The organism is Streptomyces sp. NPDC028305, from assembly GCF_055569495.1.
This window is the reverse complement of the sequence record NZ_JBVHTN010000004.1, coordinates 507,251-522,258: the sequence shown is the minus strand read 5'-3', so window position 1 is coordinate 522,258 and position 15,008 is coordinate 507,251. Positions and strand designations below refer to the sequence as shown.

Annotated in this window: 19 protein-coding genes and 1 pseudogene; 14 read left to right on the top strand and 6 right to left on the bottom strand. The window is 72.2% G+C overall.

Annotated elements, in window-relative coordinates; translation table 11 throughout:
* The first annotated feature begins 157 nt into the window (after positions 1–157).
* A complete protein-coding gene (locus tag ACZ4WQ_RS18645; RefSeq protein WP_398371249.1) occupies positions 158–946 on the top strand; it encodes an MBL fold metallo-hydrolase in 789 nt (262 codons plus the stop codon).
* A gap of 22 nt (positions 947–968) precedes the next feature.
* Here ACZ4WQ_RS18645 and ACZ4WQ_RS18640 read toward each other — a convergent pair whose 3' ends face one another.
* Entirely contained in the window at positions 969–1,454 is a 486-nt protein-coding gene (locus ACZ4WQ_RS18640; RefSeq protein WP_398371247.1) for an ATP-binding protein, read from the bottom strand.
* On the opposite strand from ACZ4WQ_RS18640, the pseudogene ACZ4WQ_RS18635 reads away from it, so the two are divergent.
* A pseudogene (locus ACZ4WQ_RS18635) lies at positions 1,447–1,956 on the top strand (DUF5753 domain-containing protein); the annotation flags it as partial. The gene ACZ4WQ_RS18640 and the pseudogene ACZ4WQ_RS18635 sit on opposite strands and share 8 nt — an antisense overlap.
* Complete coding sequence (locus tag ACZ4WQ_RS18630) at positions 1,949–2,158, top strand: DUF397 domain-containing protein (RefSeq protein ID WP_394816874.1); 210 nt, start codon at positions 1,949–1,951, stop codon at positions 2,156–2,158. The pseudogene ACZ4WQ_RS18635 and the gene ACZ4WQ_RS18630, both read left to right, overlap by 8 nt.
* Before the next feature lie 111 nt (positions 2,159–2,269).
* On the opposite strand, the gene ACZ4WQ_RS18625 is transcribed toward ACZ4WQ_RS18630, so the two are convergent.
* On the bottom strand, positions 2,270–2,710 hold the full coding sequence (locus tag ACZ4WQ_RS18625) for a hypothetical protein (protein ID WP_311729790.1): 441 nt from the start codon (positions 2,708–2,710) through the stop codon (positions 2,270–2,272).
* A gap of 178 nt (positions 2,711–2,888) precedes the next feature.
* On the opposite strand from ACZ4WQ_RS18625, the gene ACZ4WQ_RS18620 reads away from it, so the two are divergent.
* From ACZ4WQ_RS18620 to ACZ4WQ_RS18595, 6 genes are all read left to right on the top strand, one after another.
* Positions 2,889–4,163, top strand: a complete 1,275-nt coding sequence (locus ACZ4WQ_RS18620) for a sensor histidine kinase (RefSeq protein WP_311729789.1) — start codon at positions 2,889–2,891, stop codon at positions 4,161–4,163.
* Positions 4,148–4,795, top strand: coding sequence for a response regulator transcription factor (locus ACZ4WQ_RS18615; RefSeq protein ID WP_311729788.1), 648 nt, complete (start codon positions 4,148–4,150; stop codon positions 4,793–4,795). The genes ACZ4WQ_RS18620 and ACZ4WQ_RS18615 overlap by 16 nt, the downstream gene beginning before the upstream one ends.
* A gap of 112 nt (positions 4,796–4,907) precedes the next feature.
* Positions 4,908–5,303, top strand: a complete 396-nt coding sequence (locus ACZ4WQ_RS18610; RefSeq protein WP_311729787.1) for a sortase-dependent protein — start codon at positions 4,908–4,910, stop codon at positions 5,301–5,303.
* A complete protein-coding gene (locus ACZ4WQ_RS18605; protein ID WP_398371243.1) occupies positions 5,300–5,923 on the top strand; it encodes a class F sortase in 624 nt (207 codons plus the stop codon). Before ACZ4WQ_RS18610 ends, ACZ4WQ_RS18605 begins: the two co-directional genes overlap by 4 nt.
* 90 nt (positions 5,924–6,013) lie before the next feature.
* Positions 6,014–6,505, top strand: a complete 492-nt coding sequence (locus ACZ4WQ_RS18600) for an RNA polymerase sigma factor (RefSeq protein WP_311729785.1) — start codon at positions 6,014–6,016, stop codon at positions 6,503–6,505.
* Complete coding sequence (locus tag ACZ4WQ_RS18595) at positions 6,489–6,980, top strand: hypothetical protein (RefSeq protein ID WP_398371241.1); 492 nt, start codon at positions 6,489–6,491, stop codon at positions 6,978–6,980. Before ACZ4WQ_RS18600 ends, ACZ4WQ_RS18595 begins: the two co-directional genes overlap by 17 nt.
* A gap of 15 nt (positions 6,981–6,995) precedes the next feature.
* On the opposite strand, the gene ACZ4WQ_RS18590 is transcribed toward ACZ4WQ_RS18595, so the two are convergent.
* Positions 6,996–7,823: an alpha/beta fold hydrolase gene (locus ACZ4WQ_RS18590; protein ID WP_398371239.1), complete on the bottom strand. Its 828-nt coding sequence runs from the start codon at positions 7,821–7,823 to the stop codon at positions 6,996–6,998.
* A 90-nt stretch (positions 7,824–7,913) separates the two neighbouring features.
* On the opposite strand from ACZ4WQ_RS18590, the gene ACZ4WQ_RS18585 reads away from it, so the two are divergent.
* Genes ACZ4WQ_RS18585 through ACZ4WQ_RS18575 form a run of 3 tightly spaced genes read left to right on the top strand, consistent with a single transcriptional unit; the run spans position 7,914 to position 9,190 of the window.
* On the top strand, positions 7,914–8,516 hold the full coding sequence (locus ACZ4WQ_RS18585) for a sigma-70 family RNA polymerase sigma factor (protein WP_398371237.1): 603 nt from the start codon (positions 7,914–7,916) through the stop codon (positions 8,514–8,516).
* Positions 8,517–8,541: 25 nt separating this feature from the next.
* Positions 8,542–9,042 (top strand): GNAT family N-acetyltransferase, encoded by a 501-nt coding sequence (locus ACZ4WQ_RS18580; RefSeq protein ID WP_398371235.1) that lies wholly within the window; start codon positions 8,542–8,544, stop codon positions 9,040–9,042.
* Positions 9,043–9,058: 16 nt separating this feature from the next.
* Complete coding sequence (locus ACZ4WQ_RS18575; RefSeq protein WP_398371233.1) at positions 9,059–9,190, top strand: hypothetical protein; 132 nt, start codon at positions 9,059–9,061, stop codon at positions 9,188–9,190.
* A gap of 98 nt (positions 9,191–9,288) precedes the next feature.
* Here the strand turns inward: ACZ4WQ_RS18575 and ACZ4WQ_RS18570 are convergent, their stop codons facing one another.
* Complete coding sequence (locus ACZ4WQ_RS18570; RefSeq protein ID WP_398371831.1) at positions 9,289–9,897, bottom strand: TetR/AcrR family transcriptional regulator; 609 nt, start codon at positions 9,895–9,897, stop codon at positions 9,289–9,291.
* A gap of 32 nt (positions 9,898–9,929) precedes the next feature.
* Between ACZ4WQ_RS18570 and ACZ4WQ_RS18565 the strand changes: the two genes are divergently transcribed.
* Positions 9,930–11,264 carry a M14 family zinc carboxypeptidase gene (locus ACZ4WQ_RS18565; RefSeq protein WP_398371231.1) on the top strand — a complete coding sequence of 445 codons (1,335 nt, stop codon included), beginning with the start codon at positions 9,930–9,932 and terminating at the stop codon, positions 11,262–11,264.
* Entirely contained in the window at positions 11,261–12,016 is a 756-nt protein-coding gene (locus ACZ4WQ_RS18560) for an alpha/beta fold hydrolase (protein WP_398371229.1), read from the top strand. Before ACZ4WQ_RS18565 ends, ACZ4WQ_RS18560 begins: the two co-directional genes overlap by 4 nt.
* A gap of 19 nt (positions 12,017–12,035) precedes the next feature.
* Here ACZ4WQ_RS18560 and ACZ4WQ_RS18555 read toward each other — a convergent pair whose 3' ends face one another.
* Both ACZ4WQ_RS18555 and ACZ4WQ_RS18550 read right to left on the bottom strand, forming a co-directional pair.
* Entirely contained in the window at positions 12,036–13,298 is a 1,263-nt protein-coding gene (locus ACZ4WQ_RS18555) for an alginate lyase family protein (protein ID WP_398371227.1), read from the bottom strand.
* 203 nt (positions 13,299–13,501) lie between these two features.
* A complete protein-coding gene (locus ACZ4WQ_RS18550) occupies positions 13,502–14,956 on the bottom strand; it encodes an FGGY-family carbohydrate kinase (protein ID WP_398371225.1) in 1,455 nt (484 codons plus the stop codon).
* Positions 14,957–15,008: the final 52 nt, after the last annotated feature.

The following is a 15,008-nucleotide window of genomic DNA, read 5'->3' as shown; positions in this document are numbered from 1 at the left end:
GATATCCCAGCAGCGTCAATCGCTTTCAGAGTGTCATGCGGCCGTCGGGACGTCTTTGACCGGAAGTACCCACTTCGTTGATGATGCGTCCACGGAGGGCGACGCCTGGCGCCGCTGCCGTCTGAAGGACCGGCAGAGGACGTCCGAGAGGGAACGTATGCGCACAGAAGACATGAACAGCTCCCAGGGCCTGCGCCTCACCGTCCTCGGTTGCGCCACGCCGTACCCGAGCGTCGACAACCCCTGCTCCGGTTACCTCGTGTCCAGTGGCGACACCCGCGTCTGGGTGGACGCGGGCACCGGGACACTCGGCCCGCTGCAACGCTATGTCCGGCTCGACGAGCTGGACGCGATCTGGATCTCACATCTGCACGCCGACCACAGCGCGGACCTGCTCACCGCCTACTACGGCGCGCTCTTCGCGGACATCCGGCTCGCCGCGCCCATCCCCCTCTACGGCCCGCCGGGCATCGCCGACCGGCTCGCGCACTTCCTCACCAACACCTCCGAGCGCAGCCCGGTCGAGTCCGCCTTCGCCATCGACGAACTGCACGACGGCCACCAGGCGCGCGTCGGCGCGCTCACCCTCACCAGCCGCGCGGTGGCGCACGGCATCCCCGCCTTCGCCCTGCGCGCCGAGGCCGAGGGCCGGTCCTTGGTCTACTCCGGGGACACCGCCCCGTGTGCCGGCCTCACCAGCCTGGCCGAGGGGTGCGATGTGCTGCTGTGCGAGGCGGAGAGCGCGGAGCGGCCGAGCACGGGGGAACAGGTCCACCACACGCCCGAGGACACCGGCGACACCGCCCGCGCGGCCGGGGCGGGACGGTTGATCGTCACGCATGTCGGCCGCTTCCTCACCCCGCAGCAGGCCGTGGCCCGGGCCTCGGCCCGTTTCCCCGGTCCGGTCGACTACGCCGCACCCGGCGCCACGTTCGTGGTCGGCTGACTCGCCTGCGCCGTGGGCCGCCTCAGGCCGCGATGTCGAAGGCATCACAGGGTGTCGGCGCGAGCTCGAACCAGAGCAGCTTGCCGCTGACCCCGAACAGTTCGTCGGCGAGGGCGTAGCCGCCCCAGTTGTCCGCACAGATCCGCACGATGAGCAGCCCGCGCCCGTACGTGGCCTCGGTGTTCGCGGCGGCTTCGGCGAGGGCGGCCGAGCGGCCGAAGAGGGCCGGGGGCTTGTCGAAGGGCGGCGGGATGTCGGGGTTGGTGTCCCAGATGCTGACGCGGAGGCGGCCCTCTTCGACGGCGCGGATGCGCATTTCCGCCGGGCCGGTGGTGTGACGGTAGGCGTTGGCCACCATTTCCGACGTCACGAGCTCCGCTGGGTCCGTCAGTTCTCGCATACCGTGCCAGGCGAGTACGGCCCGCAGGGTGGTTCGGGCGATGGCGGCGGCACGGGGGTCGTGAGGCAGGCGGAGGGAGTATGACCAGGGGTTTTCCATCGCCCACATCCCTGGCCTGCTGCAGACCCCCGAGCATGCTCGGGAGATCTTCCGGCAGGCTGTGCCACAGCTGCCTCCTCCCGACGTGGAACACCGTGTCTCGCACCGCATCAAACGCCAGGCGATTCTGTATCGCGACAACCCCACGCCATATACGACGATCGTCCACGAAGCTGCTTTGCGCATGCGTTTCGGTGGCCCGGAAACCGCGCGAGGGCAGCTGCGGCACATCCTCGACATGAGCGAGCGCAAGCACATCAGGGTGCTGGTGATCCCCTTCGAGGCCGGATCGTTCCCGGGCTCGGGACAGTCCGTCTGCTACGCCACCGGGCCTGTCCCACAGCTGGACACGGTGCAGCTTGATGCGGAATATGGCTCCGAACTACTCGACGCCGCAGCGCAGTTGGAAAAGTACCGCGTCGTGCTGGACCGTATGGAGGCGGTCGCCCTCACGGAGCACGAGTCGCGTGACCTCATCCGGAACATCATCCGCACCCTGGAAGGTGAATGAGTTGTCCTCTCGCAATTGGCAAAAGTCCTCGTACAGCGCCGAAGGCAACGCCTGCCTCTACGTCTCCTCGACCGACGACGCCACCGTCCGGCTCCGCGAGAGCGACGAGCCCGACACCATCCTCACCACCACCCCCGCCGCCCTCCGCGCCCTCATACGCAGCGCCAAGGCAGGCCACCTCGACCACCTCCGCAGGACATGAGCATCGACCCTAAAACCCTCAGGCCGCGTACAGCTGACTTCGACGCCGTGCTGCGCCGGTGGAGCCGCAGCGACGGTGCCGAGGACCCCGCCGAACTGACCGACCGGTAGCTCAGCGCCCCTTGGGGAAGGCGGCGCGCAGTGCGGAGCCGCGGGTGAGGAAGGCGACGCGGATGATGGGCAGCATGCAGACGACCTGCGTCACGACGTACCACGGCGGGCAGACACCCGGGATCAGGTCGACGCCGATGATCGCGATCGGCATGATGACGGCGAGGGTGCTCACGCGCTCGAAGGCCCGTCGGGATCCCCGGGAAGCGGAGATGGCCATCCGGTAGATCAGCGCGGTGACGACCGGCAGCAGGACTGCCCGGACCCACATGAACGTGTTCACCATGTGCCCGCTGCTCGACACCACGACGACCGCCAGGAGGGCGACGGCGCTGAGCGCGCCGTAAACCTTGATGCTGCTCTTCGCCGTGTCGAGAGCCCCTTGGGCGCGGGGGTTGTCGAGGAGTGCCGCCTCGGTCGTGGTGTGCGTGTTGGTGTCCATGCTCACCGACGCTACGAAGCGCTTGGCCGAGGCGGTATGCGCCTGGACCCACAGCCGGGTGGGGCCAGACCCACTTCGCGGCCGATCCGGCGGGCGTCCGGCTCCGTGCGGTGCACAGTGGCAGCAGCGAGCCGTACCGGCCAGGTCGGCGCACCGTGTTGAAGGAGACGGAAGGGTCATGCGACAGGTGGTGTCGTGGGCGACTGACGCCTGCGTGGGGTTTGTGCGGGGGTGTGTCGTGGTGGTCGTCAGCATGCTGGTCCCGGCGGTGTGGGGGGCCGCCGTGACACTGGGGATCTGGTGGGGGGCGGGCAACCCGTGGTCGTGGGTCGCGCCGCTGGTGCTGGTGTGCGTGGGCACGCTCGGCCTGGCCCGCCCGGTGTGCCGGATGGTCCGCCATCTCGTCGCGCGGTGGACCGCCACCGTCGTCCCCGACGGATACCGGCAGGCCGGGCCGGTGACGCGGATGTCCACCGGGTACTGGTGGAACGGCTTCGGGTACGAGCGCACCAAGCGCGACGCCCTCCTGGACCAGAGGTGGCGGGTCCGGTGGAAGGACCCCGCCAACTGGCGCGACCTGCGGTTCACGGCGATCGCGCCGCTCACCGCGGGCCTGGTGGCGTCCCTTCCGCCGGCCGGGGTGGCCGCGGCGGTCCTCGGGCTCGGTTCGCTCGGCCAGGGCGAGTCGGGGCCCGCCGGGCGCGTCGTCGGGGCGCTCGGCCTGGTCGTGGCCCTCGCCGGGGCCCCGTACGCCTGGCGGCCCGTCGAACCGGTGGCCGTCCGCTTCCTGGGCCCGTCGCCCGCGATGGCGCTGGCGGACCGGGTGGACGAGCTGACCGCCCAGCGCGCGGACACGACGGTCGCGCAGGCCGCCGAGATCCGCCGGATCGAACGCGACCTGCACGACGGGGCGCAGGCACGCCTCGTCGCGCTCGGGCTCTCCCTGGCGACCGCGGAGAAGCTGATGGAGACCGACCCCGACCAGGCCAGGGCACTGATGAGGGAAGCGCGGGTCGGCGCCGCCACATCGCTGACCGAACTCCGCGACCTGGTCCAGGGAATCAACCCGCCGGTGCTGAACGACCGGGGGCTCGTCGATGCCGTGCGCGCCCTCGTCCTGGACAGCCCGCTCGAAGCGGCGGTCAGCGCCGACGTTCGGCTCAGCCTGGACCCGCCGATCGAGTCCGCCCTGTACTTCGGAACCACCGAACTGCTGACCAACGCGGTCAAGCACGCCCATGCGACCCGGGCGCGGATCTCCATCGCCCGGGACGACACCGCCATCGTCATCGATGTCGAGGACAACGGCCGGGGCGGGGCCCGCGTGCGGACCGACGGAGGGCTCGCGGGGCTGCGCCGCCGTCTCGCGGTCTTCGACGGCACCCTGGAGGTCACCAGCCCGGCGGGCGGCCCGACCCGCGCGAGGATGATGGTGCCGTGCGAATCGTTGTAGCCGAAGATCTCTACCTGCTGCGTGACGGGATGGTCCGCCTCATCGAGGCGTGCGGACACGAGGTGGTGGCGACGGCGGCCACCGGACCCGAGACGCTCGACGCGCTGCTGACATGGCGGCCGGATGTCGCCGTTGTCGACGTCCGCATGCCGCCGAGCCAGTCGGACGAGGGCCTGCGGGCGGCTCTCGCCGCCCGCCGCGAACTGCCCGGACTGCCGGTCCTCATCCTCTCCCAGTACGTCGAGCAGCTGTACGCCCGCGAGCTGCTGGCCGACGGCGCCGGTGGCATCGGCTACTTCCTCAAGGAGAGCGTCTTCGACGCCGATCAGTTCATCGACGCCCTGGAGCGCGTCGCCGCCGGCGGTACCGCCATGGACCCGGCCGTCATCGCCAAACTGCTGTCCAGCGGGGCCTCGAACCGACGGCTCGGAGGGCTCACCGAACGCGAATACTCCGTGCTCGGCCTCATGGCCGAAGGACTGTCCAACCAGGCCATCGGCCGGCGGCTGTTCCTCAGCGACAGCGCCATCAGCAAGTACACCACCTCCATGTTCGGCAAACTCGGCATCACCGACGACGACAGCAGCAACCGCCGCGTCCTCGCCGTGCTCACCTACCTGAACAAGCCCTGACGGCTTTGCCATCTCTTTACAACCCGCGCCGCCGCTGCCTCGTCTCTCCGCTCGATCCGTAACCCAGCCCGCCGGGTACCGGCCAGGCGGACCGACGAGAGAGAGCGATCAGATGCGCCGAACTGTCCTCAGTGCCGTGGCACTCGCGTGCACCGCTGTGCTGGCGAGCACCGGGCCCGCGTTCGCCGACGAGGCGACCCCGGTTCCCAAGCCCACCGTCAGCGCCGAACCGACCAAGACGCCGGCCCCCGCCGACCAGGCTCCGAGCATCGAACCGTCCAAGTCCCCCGCCACCGCCGTCCCGACCCCCCGCGACGAATCGGCCCAGAAGCGGGCCGAACCCCAGGTCCGCGCGGTGCCGAAGGGCGCGCCGAACACCGGGGTGGCGGAGGAGTCCTCGGGGTCCGGGGCCGAGGGCGCGCTGATCGGCGGGGGCGCCGCCGCGCTGCTGGCCGCTGGTGGCGCGGCCGTCTTCGTCGTACGCCGCCGGCGGGCCACCGGGGCATGACCCCCGTCTCCAGGCGCGCGTTCGCCACCGCGGCGATGGCTTCGCTGCTCGTGGGCTGTGGTGGCGGCAACCAGGCCCCGCGGACCCGGCAGACCACGGCCGGGCACCGCGAGAGCACGCCCCCGCCGTCCTCGACCCCCGTGAAGAGGGCGCGCGCCCTTGCGCGTTCGGCCCCGGTCAGGCTGCGGATCCCGGCCATCGGGGTGGACACCCCGGTCATGCGGCTGGGTTTGGCGGCGGACGGCACCGTGCAGGTGCCCCCGATCACGGCGCACGACCGGGCGGGCTGGTACCGGGACTCGCCGACACCGGGGCAGGTCGGCCCGTCGGTCATCCTCGGCCATGTCACGGTCGGCGCCTACGGGGATGGGGTCTTCCGTCACCTGTCGCGGCTGCACCGGGGCGACCGGATCGAGGCGCGCCTGGAGAACGGCACCGCGGCGGTGTTCGCCGTCAGCAGCGTACGGACGGTCGCCAAGGCGGACTTCCCGGCGGACGACGTCTACGGGAACGTGGACCGCCCGGAACTGCGGCTGATCACATGTGGTGGCCCTCGTAGCGGCAGTGTGTACCGCGACAACGTGATCGTCTTCGCCGCTCTGAGCCCCACCAGCCCCTGACCCACCCCCCACCGGATCCCGGGCCCGCGGAACGTACGCCGCCGGGCCCGGGATCCTCCCCTACGAGTGCCATCACGGCCATGGAGAGCGTTGAAACGGTCCCGTGACAAGGCGGCGTCCGAGCTGTTCGCCGCCTTCTACCCGCGCCTCGCCGGCTGGTGCCGCAGGCTCGTCGACGACGACGAGACGGCGCACGAGATCGCCTCGGAGGCGTTCACCCGGCTCTGGGCCCGGTGGACGTCCGTGGAGGAACCCCGCGGCTTCCTCTATGTCACCGCGGCAAACCTCGTCCGGGATCACTGGCGCAAGCTGGAGCGCGAGCGCAGGGCCCTGCGCCGGGTCACCGCCGAAGCCGCCGTCCGCCCCCACGCCGAACAGGGCGACCCGTCGGTGCGGCTGCTCGTGCAGTCGCTGCCGGAACGGCTGCGTGTCCCGATCCTGCTGCACTACTACGCTGACATGCCGGTCCGGGACGTGTCCGTACTGACCGGGCGCAAGGAAGGAACCGTCAAGGCCGACCTCCACGCGGCCCGCGAACTGCTCCGCGCCCACCTGAGGAGAAGCCTTGACCACACGCCTTGACGACGGCCCGGAGTTCGAGCCCGACGACCCTCTCGCGGTGATCCTCCGGCCCGCCTCCGACCGCCTCGCCCCGCCCCCCGGCCGATACGAGGCGATCCGCCGCACCGCGACCCGCCGTCGGGTGCTCCGCACGGCGGCCGGGGTCGGCGTGTCCTGTGCCGTCGCGGCCCTGGTCGCGCTGCCGCTCCACCTGGCGACGCGCGAGTCGCCCGCGCCCCCGTCGGTCCCCCTGGCCCCGCCGGCGAGCGGCCGTACCGCGTCCCCGGCCCCGTCGGCGACCCCCACCCCGTCGTCGTCGCCCGAACGCGTCACCCCCCGCCCCACCCAGCGGCCCCAGAGCAACACCCCCGGCACCACCGCCACCCCGAGCGGCCGGGCCGACCCCACCCGCGCACCGGTGCGGCCGACCACGCCGCTGGACCAGCCGACGAAGCGCCGGACCTCCACCCCCGCCGAACCGGAGCCCCGGTCGTAGGCGGGGCCTCCGTCCTCAGCCCAGGAACGCCGCGGTGGTCGCGGTGAACCGGTCCGCGTCGTCCAGCCAGGGATAGTGCCCCGCCCCCGGCTGCACGACGAGCGTGGCGTCGGGGAACAGCTCCGCGAACTCGGCCACCGACTCGGGAGGGCTGTTCAGGTCGTACTCACCGGCGAGCAGCAGGACGGGGGCCTCGCAGGCCGCGAGCGCCGCGCGAGTGGCCTCCGGGTCGAAGGCGCCCTCGGCCCCGAAAAGGGCGACGGCTTCCTTGTTGCTCGGCCGGGCGGCCGCATGGTGCTTCCGCGCCGCGGCGTCCCACCGGCCCCAGAAGAAGGGGGCGATGGCGTCCCCATCGCCGCCCCTGCCCTCGGTGATCGCCTCCAGGGCCGTGAACGCCGCCGGGAACCACGGCTCGTCCTTCCGCAGCCGCGCGAGCTCGCGCCGCGTCTCCCCGGTGATCGCTATGCCGACGGCTCGGGTGCTGGGGCCGATCAGGGCGAGCCTGCCGAGGCGCTTCGGGTGTCGGGCCGCGTATTGCGCCGCGATGTTCACGCCCGCGGAGTGCGCGAGCACGTCCATCCTGGCGAGCCCGAGGTGTGCGCGCAGCGCCTCGACGTCGTCGACCAGTCGGTCGCAGCGGTACGAGGAGACGTCCTCGGGGATCGCGGACCGGCCGGTGCCGCGAAGGTCGAGAACGATCAGCCGGCGGTGCGCGGACAGGCCGCCGAGATCGCCGAGGTAGCCGGCGTCCGTGGGACCCCCGGGGATGCAGACGACCGGGTCGCCGTCTCCGTGTACGCGGTAGGCGAGTTCGGTTCCGTCAGGTGCGGAGAAGGTGGGCATGGGTCGCACCCTGCCATGCCATAACCGAGTTATACAACCCGGTTATGGTGATGGCGCACCCGCACCCGCTCCCGGGTGTATAACCGTGGTGTGGCAGGTGAGGAGAGCACGGACCGGATCCCCGAGGCGCTGACCGAGGAACAGGCCGGGCGGATGCTCGCCGCCATGAACGAGGTCATCCGCGCGGGCGAGGAGATGCGGAAGCTGCGCGCCGAGATGATCAAAGTGCTGGTCGGCTTCGGCTGGACCCAGGACAGGATCGCCCGGCTCACCGACATGAGCCAGCCCGCCGTGTCCAAGCAGGTCGCGAAGTACAGGGCGGGGGACCCACCGCCCCCGGTGACGCTCTCCCTGGACCAGCGCGACATCTCATGGCTCGAAGGACGCCTATGGGGCCTCGCCGAGGAGATCTCCGAGACCTTCTACGACACCGCCCGCTGCACCCGCTACGTGAACGCCATCGCCCGGGGCAGGAAGCGCTTCACGCCCGAGAATGTCGACGAGCTGAGGCGCCTGGTCGAAGAGGACCTGCGGACGCATCAGCCGGAGCTGCCCAGCGGCTATCGGGCCGCGTACGACGAGATCAGCCGCGCCCTCGACCTCCCCTCGGGGGCCACCACCACCGCATCGGCCTCCGTACGCCGCGCCCTCGCCCACCAGATCCAGCGCGACCGGCTCCGGGACGGCGCCTGAGGCCGAGTGCGCCACACTGCCTGGTATGGACATCATGATCAGGCGGGCGCGGGACGAGGAGCTCGACGAAATCGGCGAGTTCACCGCGCGGGCGTACCTCGCGGACGGGCTGCTGGAATTCGACGAAAGCGGCTGGTATCAGGGCGAGCTGCGCGACGTCCGGCGGCGGGCCGAGCATGCGGAGGTCCTGGTCGCGGCCGACGCGGGGAGCGACGAGGTGCTGGGGGCGGTGGCCTTCACCGGGCACGGCGGGGCGTACACGGATCTGGCCCGCCCGGGCGAGGGCGAGTTCCGGATGCTGGCCGTGCGGCCGGAGGCACGGCGGCGGGGAGCGGCGGAGGCGCTGGTGCGGGCGTGCCTGGAGCGGGGGCTGGAGCTGGGCCTCGAACGGATCGTGATCTGTAGCCAGCAGAAGATGACCACCGCGCACCGGCTGTACGGGCGGCTGGGGTTCGTACGGGCCCCGGAGCGGGACTGGGAGCCGATACCGGGGATCACGCTGTGGGCGTTCACCGTTGAGCTGTAGCCGGGCAGGGGCTTCCGTGGCCTGCCGGCGGTTCGCCGCCGAGATGCCGCACACCGGGTTGGTCCGGGTCGCGGGGGCCGACCACATTCCCATGGAGAACGACGCCGCCGCAGTAGCGCGCGCTCTGGCGGACTTCTTCACGGCCTGACACCGAGGCCTCGGTTTGTGGTGAGTATGGGACAGCGACACGCCGTCGCGACGGCGTGTCGCTGTCCCATACTCACCACAACCGCACCCATGACGGTGTCATGGCGGGCCGAGCACGTCCGGGGTGACCAGGGCGCGGGCGGTGTCGGCGAAGTAGTCCTCGGGGGCCGCGTCGATCCGGCCGAGGATGACTCCCTGGCTGAGGCCGACCAGGAGCCCCCTGACCGCGGTGGCCAGGCGTTGTGCCTGGGGCGGCGTCACGGCGGAGCCGTCATGGGACCGGCCGGTGAAGAGCCCGGCCAGTCGCTCCTCGTGGGCGCGGACGGACGCGGCGAGCCTGGGCTGCAACTCGGGGTCGCGCAGGGCCAGGTCCTGCAAGCTGATCTCGAACGAGAGATGGCGCAGCGCGTCGGGGTCGTCGCACAGGCGGCGGTAGTGGCGGGCGAAGGCGTCGACCGCGTCGACGAGCGCGAGCTCGGCGGGGAGGAGCCGCTCCAAGCCCTCGTCGTGCGGGCCGAGGTGGTCCGCGACGAGCGCGATCAGCAGGCCGTTCTTGCTGCCGAAGAGGGAGTAGATCGCTCCGGTGGTCAACTCGGCCCGCTCGGCGATCTCTTCGAGCCTGGCCCGGTGGCCGTCTCTGGCGACGATGCCGCGCGCGGCGTCGAGGAGGGCCCGCCGGTTGCGCTGCTTGGCCTCCACCCTTGTCATTCTCATAATCTCATTATTACGGTAACTCCATTATGAATACAGGGGAGTATCTGAGCCGGGTCCCCGGCTCCACCGCGTTCCCGTCCGTCGACGCCATGCACGCCGAGCTGGATGCGTTAGCCGCCACCCACCCCGACCTGGTGCGACTGCGCCGCATCGGCACCTCGCGCCTGGGCGAACCGCTGCGCGCGCTGACCGTCGGCGACGGACCGGCGGACGCGGTGGTCATCGGCGGACCGCACCCCAACGAGCCGGTCGGCGGCCTCACCGTCAGCGCGTTGATCAAGCTGCTGTGCGAGGACCCCGAGCTGCGGGCGGAGCTCGGCCACCGCTGGCACTTCGTCCCGTGCGCGGACCCGGACGGCGCCAGGCTCAACGAGCCCTGGTACAGCAGGCCGGGCGACCGGCGCGGCTACGTCCGGCACTTCTTCCGCCCCGACCTGTCCGAACAGGTCGAGTGGACGTTTCCGCTGGCCGAAGGCGACTACCGCTTCGACCGCACGCTGCCGGAGACGGCGGCGCTGATGCGGCTCATGGACGAGGTGAGGCCGTCGCTGGTCTACTCCCTTCACAACGGCGAGTACCACGGCGCGTTCTTCTACCTCAACCGCGACAACCCGACGCTCGCCGAGCGGCTGGCCGAACTGCCAGGCGAGGAAGGCCTCCCGCTGCACCACGGCGAACCGGAACTGCCCGGCGCCAAGCCGATCGCCCCCGCCGTCTACCTGACTCCGTCCGGGGCCCACGTCGGCGCCGCCTTCGGCGCGGGCGGCAGCAGCGCTGACTACGCGGCCAGGTTCGGCGCGCTCCACCTCGTGGCCGAGGTGCCGTACTGGGCCGACGACCGCGTATCCGACCGAAGCGCCACCGACCGGCCGTACGGCGAGGTCGTCGCCGAGGCGGCGGTGGCGCGGCGCGAGCTGATCGAGACGCTGAAGGCGGCGATGCGGGCCGTCTCCGACGACCTGACCGTACCCTCGCCGTTCCGCCGCTCGACCGAGAGCACGCTGGAGACCTTCCGCAGGATGGCCGAACTGGAGGAATCCCGGCCCGGCCCTGGCCCCGGCCTCGGCCGCCCGGCCACCGTCGCCGAGGAGTTCAGCAGCCACCAGACCACACACCTACTGCGCCTTCGCCTCCTCGGCGTGTTCCTGCGCATGCTCGACGCCGAACTCGCCGCCGGAAACCTGACACCGGCGATCCGCGAGCAGCACCGCGCCCTCACCGAGCGTTTCGACCAGTGGTACGGCCAGGCCGAGGCGGACTCCCCCGGCCTGCCCGTCGAGCTCCGCAAGCTCGTCGCCGTACAGCTGGGCGCCGCCCTGATCGCCGCCTCGCACACGGCGGAGGGAGCCTCGCCGTCATGAACGGGCTGCCCTGTCTGTCGATCGGTGCCGGGCCGCCGCTGATCGTCCTGCTCTTCACGCCCGAGGCGGCCAACCCGACCGGACTGGCGCGCCGTTACCTGATGCGAACGGTCCGGCCCTACACCGAGCACTTCACCGTCCATGTCCTCAACCGGCCGCCCGGGCTGCCGCCCACCACGACGATGGCCGAGCTGGCCGACTGTTACGCCCACGCGCTCAAGGCCACCTTCACCGGCCCGGTGAACGTCCTGGGCCTGTCCAGCGGCGGCTCCGCGGCGCTCCAGCTCGCCGCCGACCGCCCCGAACTGGTCGCCCGCCTGGTCCTGGGCGGTACGGCCTGCACGCTCGGGCCGATCGGCAGGCGCGCCCAGCGCGCCTACATCGACCGCGCGCGGCGGGGCGAGCGCCCGAGCCCGGCCCTGGCCGAGTTGGTGACCGAGTCGACGGTCGGCCGCACCCTCGTCAGGGCGCTGGGATGGCTGGCCGACGGCCGGAAGGACCATACCGACGCCGCCACCATGCTGGGCGCCGAAGACGGCTTCGACCTGCGCGGGCGGCTGGACGACATCAAGGCCCCCACGCTTCTGATCCAGGGGGAGAAGGATGTGGTCTACCCGCTGGAGCTGGCCCGCCAGACGGTCGCGGGGATCCCCGGCGCCCGCCTGATCAGCTACCCGGGCAGGGGCCACGGCGCGACGTTCACCGACAGGCGGTTCGCCGCCGACGCGCTGGCCTTCCTCCTCGGCGGCTGACCGGCGGGACACGGTCGGCTCAGCCGGAGTTGTCGGCGTGGGTCAGGGTCTCCCAGGCCACGAAGAGATTGTTGGTGCCGGCCGGGCGCTGTTGCTCGGTGAGCTTCTGGGTGTTGTCCATGGGGTAGCCGAGGCGGTTGTGCAGGGCGTTGAACCCGACCTCGGTGACCGGCCCCAGCTTGTCCTTGAGCGTCCCGCCGCACAGCCAGGACGGCACGGACGCGCCGAGATCGTACTTGGACTGGAAGCCCAGCGCCTGGCGCAGGCGTTCGCCGACCTTCGGGTAGAGGTCCTCGCCCTGGATCCGGGAGGTCTCCGCCACGTGGGAGATCGCGGAGATGCCGTAGCCGGTGTGGGTGAGGTCCCGGCAGGTCTCCTGGGTCAGCCCGGTGACGAACGTGGACTGGCCCTGCCAGTACTTGACGATCTTGTCCTTGGTGTCCAGCCCGCTGCCCGGCACGGTCTTGGGCAGGGCGCCGTCCGACTCCAGGTAGACGTAGGCCTGGGTCCGGTTCAGATAGCGGGCGACCGCCTTGTCGTAGCTCGCGCGGTCGTCGAGGAAGACGGAGATGCCGACGGCGGCCTCCATCATGGACAGCTCCCAGTTGCCGTTGCTGTTCGAGCCGTTGATCACCTTGGGGAGGTAGACGTTGCGCAGCATGGTCGCGAAGCGGCTGACGTTCGGCCAGCCGGTGTAGGTGTAGCGGATGATCTCCGCCGCGCGCGGCCACACGGATCCGGCCCAGCCGGTCTGTAGGGGCGCGTTGCTGTTGGTGTGGTCTTTGATCGTGGCCGACCAGGCGTCCATGATCTCGATCGCCTTCTTCGCGTAGCGGTCGTCGCGGGTGACGTACCAGGCGAGCGCGTGGGTGTACGCGGCGATGGCGTCCTGCCGCTCGTCGGTGCACCCGTAGTTGGGGTCGGAGTACGGGCCGCACTCCACCACCGCGCGCGGCTTCGGCGTGTACGACAGCGAGCCGTACTTGCTCGCCATCATCGCGTCGTACGCCCCCTTCCAGGGCGCCGAGCCGGCCTGCACCTTGCCCCGGATGAAGTCGAGTTGGGAGCGGCCGACCAGGACTCCGGGGTGGGTGAACGCGGCGGGCGCGGCGGCCTTGTCGGCGGAGCGCGGTGCGGACGCCGTCTTCGCGGCCTGGGCCTGGGCCGGGCCGACGAGGGCACCGGCCAGGCAGGCGGCGGACAGGGCGGCGGCGGTGAGTGCGGGAATCCTTCGCCGGCGGGGGCTTCGCGGGTGGGTCGGTCGCTGAGCGGTCTCGCGCATGAGGGTTCTCCTCTCGGCGGCAGATGCCGGGGCATCTGTCTGTGGACCCGAATCCCAGTCACATACATGACAAGTGGGGGCGGAGGAGAAGCTAGGTATAGACCAAGCCTCCGTCAAGGGGTCGGACTTGACTCCGTTCGACAGTGGGTACCGGGGGAGCCCGGGGAGCGATTCCGAGGGCCGGACTACAGCAGGAGGCCGGACTACGCCGGCCAGCCGCGTTCGCGCAGGGCGGCGGTGAAGGCCGCGTACGACTCGTCGAGCGCGGCGCGCTCGGTCTCGTCCGGGTCGATGTCCCGGCCCGTACGGACCATCGCGGCGGCGCTCGCGGCCAGGTCGGGGTGGAGGGTGCCGGAGGCAGCGAGGAGCGCGGCGCCGAAGGCGGTTTCGGCGTGGTCGGCGACGCGCAGGGGCATGCCGAGGGCGGTGGCGCGGACGCGGGTCCACAGGGCGCTGCGGCTGCCGCCGCCCGCCGCCCACAGCGGCCCCTCGACGGGTACGCCCAGCTCCCGTACGCGCTCGATGGCGAGGCGTTCCAGGAAGGCGACGCCCTCCAGCTCGGCGCGGTGGCGGTCGGCCTCGTCGGCCGGGGTGCCGAGGACGAAGCCGCAGGCCTCGCCGCTGACGAACGGGAAGCGCTCGCCCTCGCGGCGCAAGGGGTAGGTCACCACGGAGGCGGGGCCGCGGGCGGCCGCGGCGCGGTCGAGGGCGGGGAGGCGGTCGGCGGGGACGTGCGCGAGGGCCTCGCCGCCGGTGTTGGAGGCGCCGCCCGGCAGCCACCAGCCGTCGGGGTGGCGGTGGCTGTAGAGCGCGCCGGTCGGGTCGTGGACCAGCTCGCGGGTGACGCCCTTGAGGACGTACGTGGTGCCGAGGACGCCCACGAACTGGCCGGGCCGGACGGCCCCGGTGGCGATCTGTCCGGCGCAGCCGTCCGTCATCCCCAGGCGGACGGAGCAGCCGACCGGCAGCCCGGTCTCGTGTGCCGCGGCCGCGCACACCGTGCCCACCTCGGTGGCGGGCGGCTGCACGGGCGGCAGCCACCCGGGCGGTACGCCGAGCGCGTCCAGGACCTCGGCGGGCCACTCGCCGAGGCGCGCGTCGTAGCCGCTCTTGAGGGCGTGGCTCCAGTCGGTGGCCACCGGGCCTCCGGTGAGCCGCCGGCCGATCAGGTCGGGGGTGTGGAGGAGCTTGCCGTCGTCGCCCTCCTCCTCCGCCGCCAGCCAGGCGATCCGGCCCAGGGCCGCCGTCGGGCCGACCGAGAGGCCGAGGGCCTGCCAGCGCGGGGCGCCGACGCGCTGGGCGCGGGCGTTGAGTTCGGCCGCGCGGCGGTCGTCGTACATCAGGGCCGGGCCGACCGGTTCGCCCGCGCCGTCGGCCAGGACGACCGTGCCCGAGGTCGCGGACGTGGCGACGGCCACCACCTCCCGGCCGCCCGACGGGAGCGCCGCGGTCGCCCGCCGCAGCGTGGCGGCGACGGCGGGCCACCAGGCCCGCGCGTCCTGCTCGCTGCGCCCGCCCGCGCCGCGCCGGGGCGGCGGCAGCGGCTCGCGCGTCTCCGCGCGGATCCGGCCCTGCGCGTCGACGCACACCACCCGGACCGCCGCCGTGGCGATGTCGATGCCTGCCACGACCTCCAGGGAGGGCGACGTTGTGCTCATAGCGGTCGGCTCCTTCGACGCGCGGCGCGGCCGTACAACGGTGGGCCTTGGG

Coding starts and splice junctions, on each gene's coding strand:
- ACZ4WQ_RS18645 (WP_398371249.1), top strand. CDS start 158: ATGCGCACAGAAGACATGAACAGCTCCCAGGGCCTGCGCCTCACCGTC.
- ACZ4WQ_RS18640 (WP_398371247.1), bottom strand. CDS start 1,454: ATGTGGGCGATGGAAAACCCCTGGTCATACTCCCTCCGCCTGCCTCAC.
- ACZ4WQ_RS18625 (WP_311729790.1), bottom strand. CDS start 2,710: ATGGACACCAACACGCACACCACGACCGAGGCGGCACTCCTCGACAAC.
- ACZ4WQ_RS18620 (WP_311729789.1), top strand. CDS start 2,889: ATGCGACAGGTGGTGTCGTGGGCGACTGACGCCTGCGTGGGGTTTGTG.
- ACZ4WQ_RS18610 (WP_311729787.1), top strand. CDS start 4,908: ATGCGCCGAACTGTCCTCAGTGCCGTGGCACTCGCGTGCACCGCTGTG.
- ACZ4WQ_RS18605 (WP_398371243.1), top strand. CDS start 5,300: ATGACCCCCGTCTCCAGGCGCGCGTTCGCCACCGCGGCGATGGCTTCG.
- ACZ4WQ_RS18590 (WP_398371239.1), bottom strand. CDS start 7,823: ATGCCCACCTTCTCCGCACCTGACGGAACCGAACTCGCCTACCGCGTA.
- ACZ4WQ_RS18580 (WP_398371235.1), top strand. CDS start 8,542: ATGGACATCATGATCAGGCGGGCGCGGGACGAGGAGCTCGACGAAATC.
- ACZ4WQ_RS18570 (WP_398371831.1), bottom strand. CDS start 9,897: ATGACAAGGGTGGAGGCCAAGCAGCGCAACCGGCGGGCCCTCCTCGAC.
- ACZ4WQ_RS18565 (WP_398371231.1), top strand. CDS start 9,930: ATGAATACAGGGGAGTATCTGAGCCGGGTCCCCGGCTCCACCGCGTTC.
- ACZ4WQ_RS18560 (WP_398371229.1), top strand. CDS start 11,261: ATGAACGGGCTGCCCTGTCTGTCGATCGGTGCCGGGCCGCCGCTGATC.
- ACZ4WQ_RS18555 (WP_398371227.1), bottom strand. CDS start 13,298: ATGCGCGAGACCGCTCAGCGACCGACCCACCCGCGAAGCCCCCGCCGG.
- ACZ4WQ_RS18550 (WP_398371225.1), bottom strand. CDS start 14,956: ATGAGCACAACGTCGCCCTCCCTGGAGGTCGTGGCAGGCATCGACATC.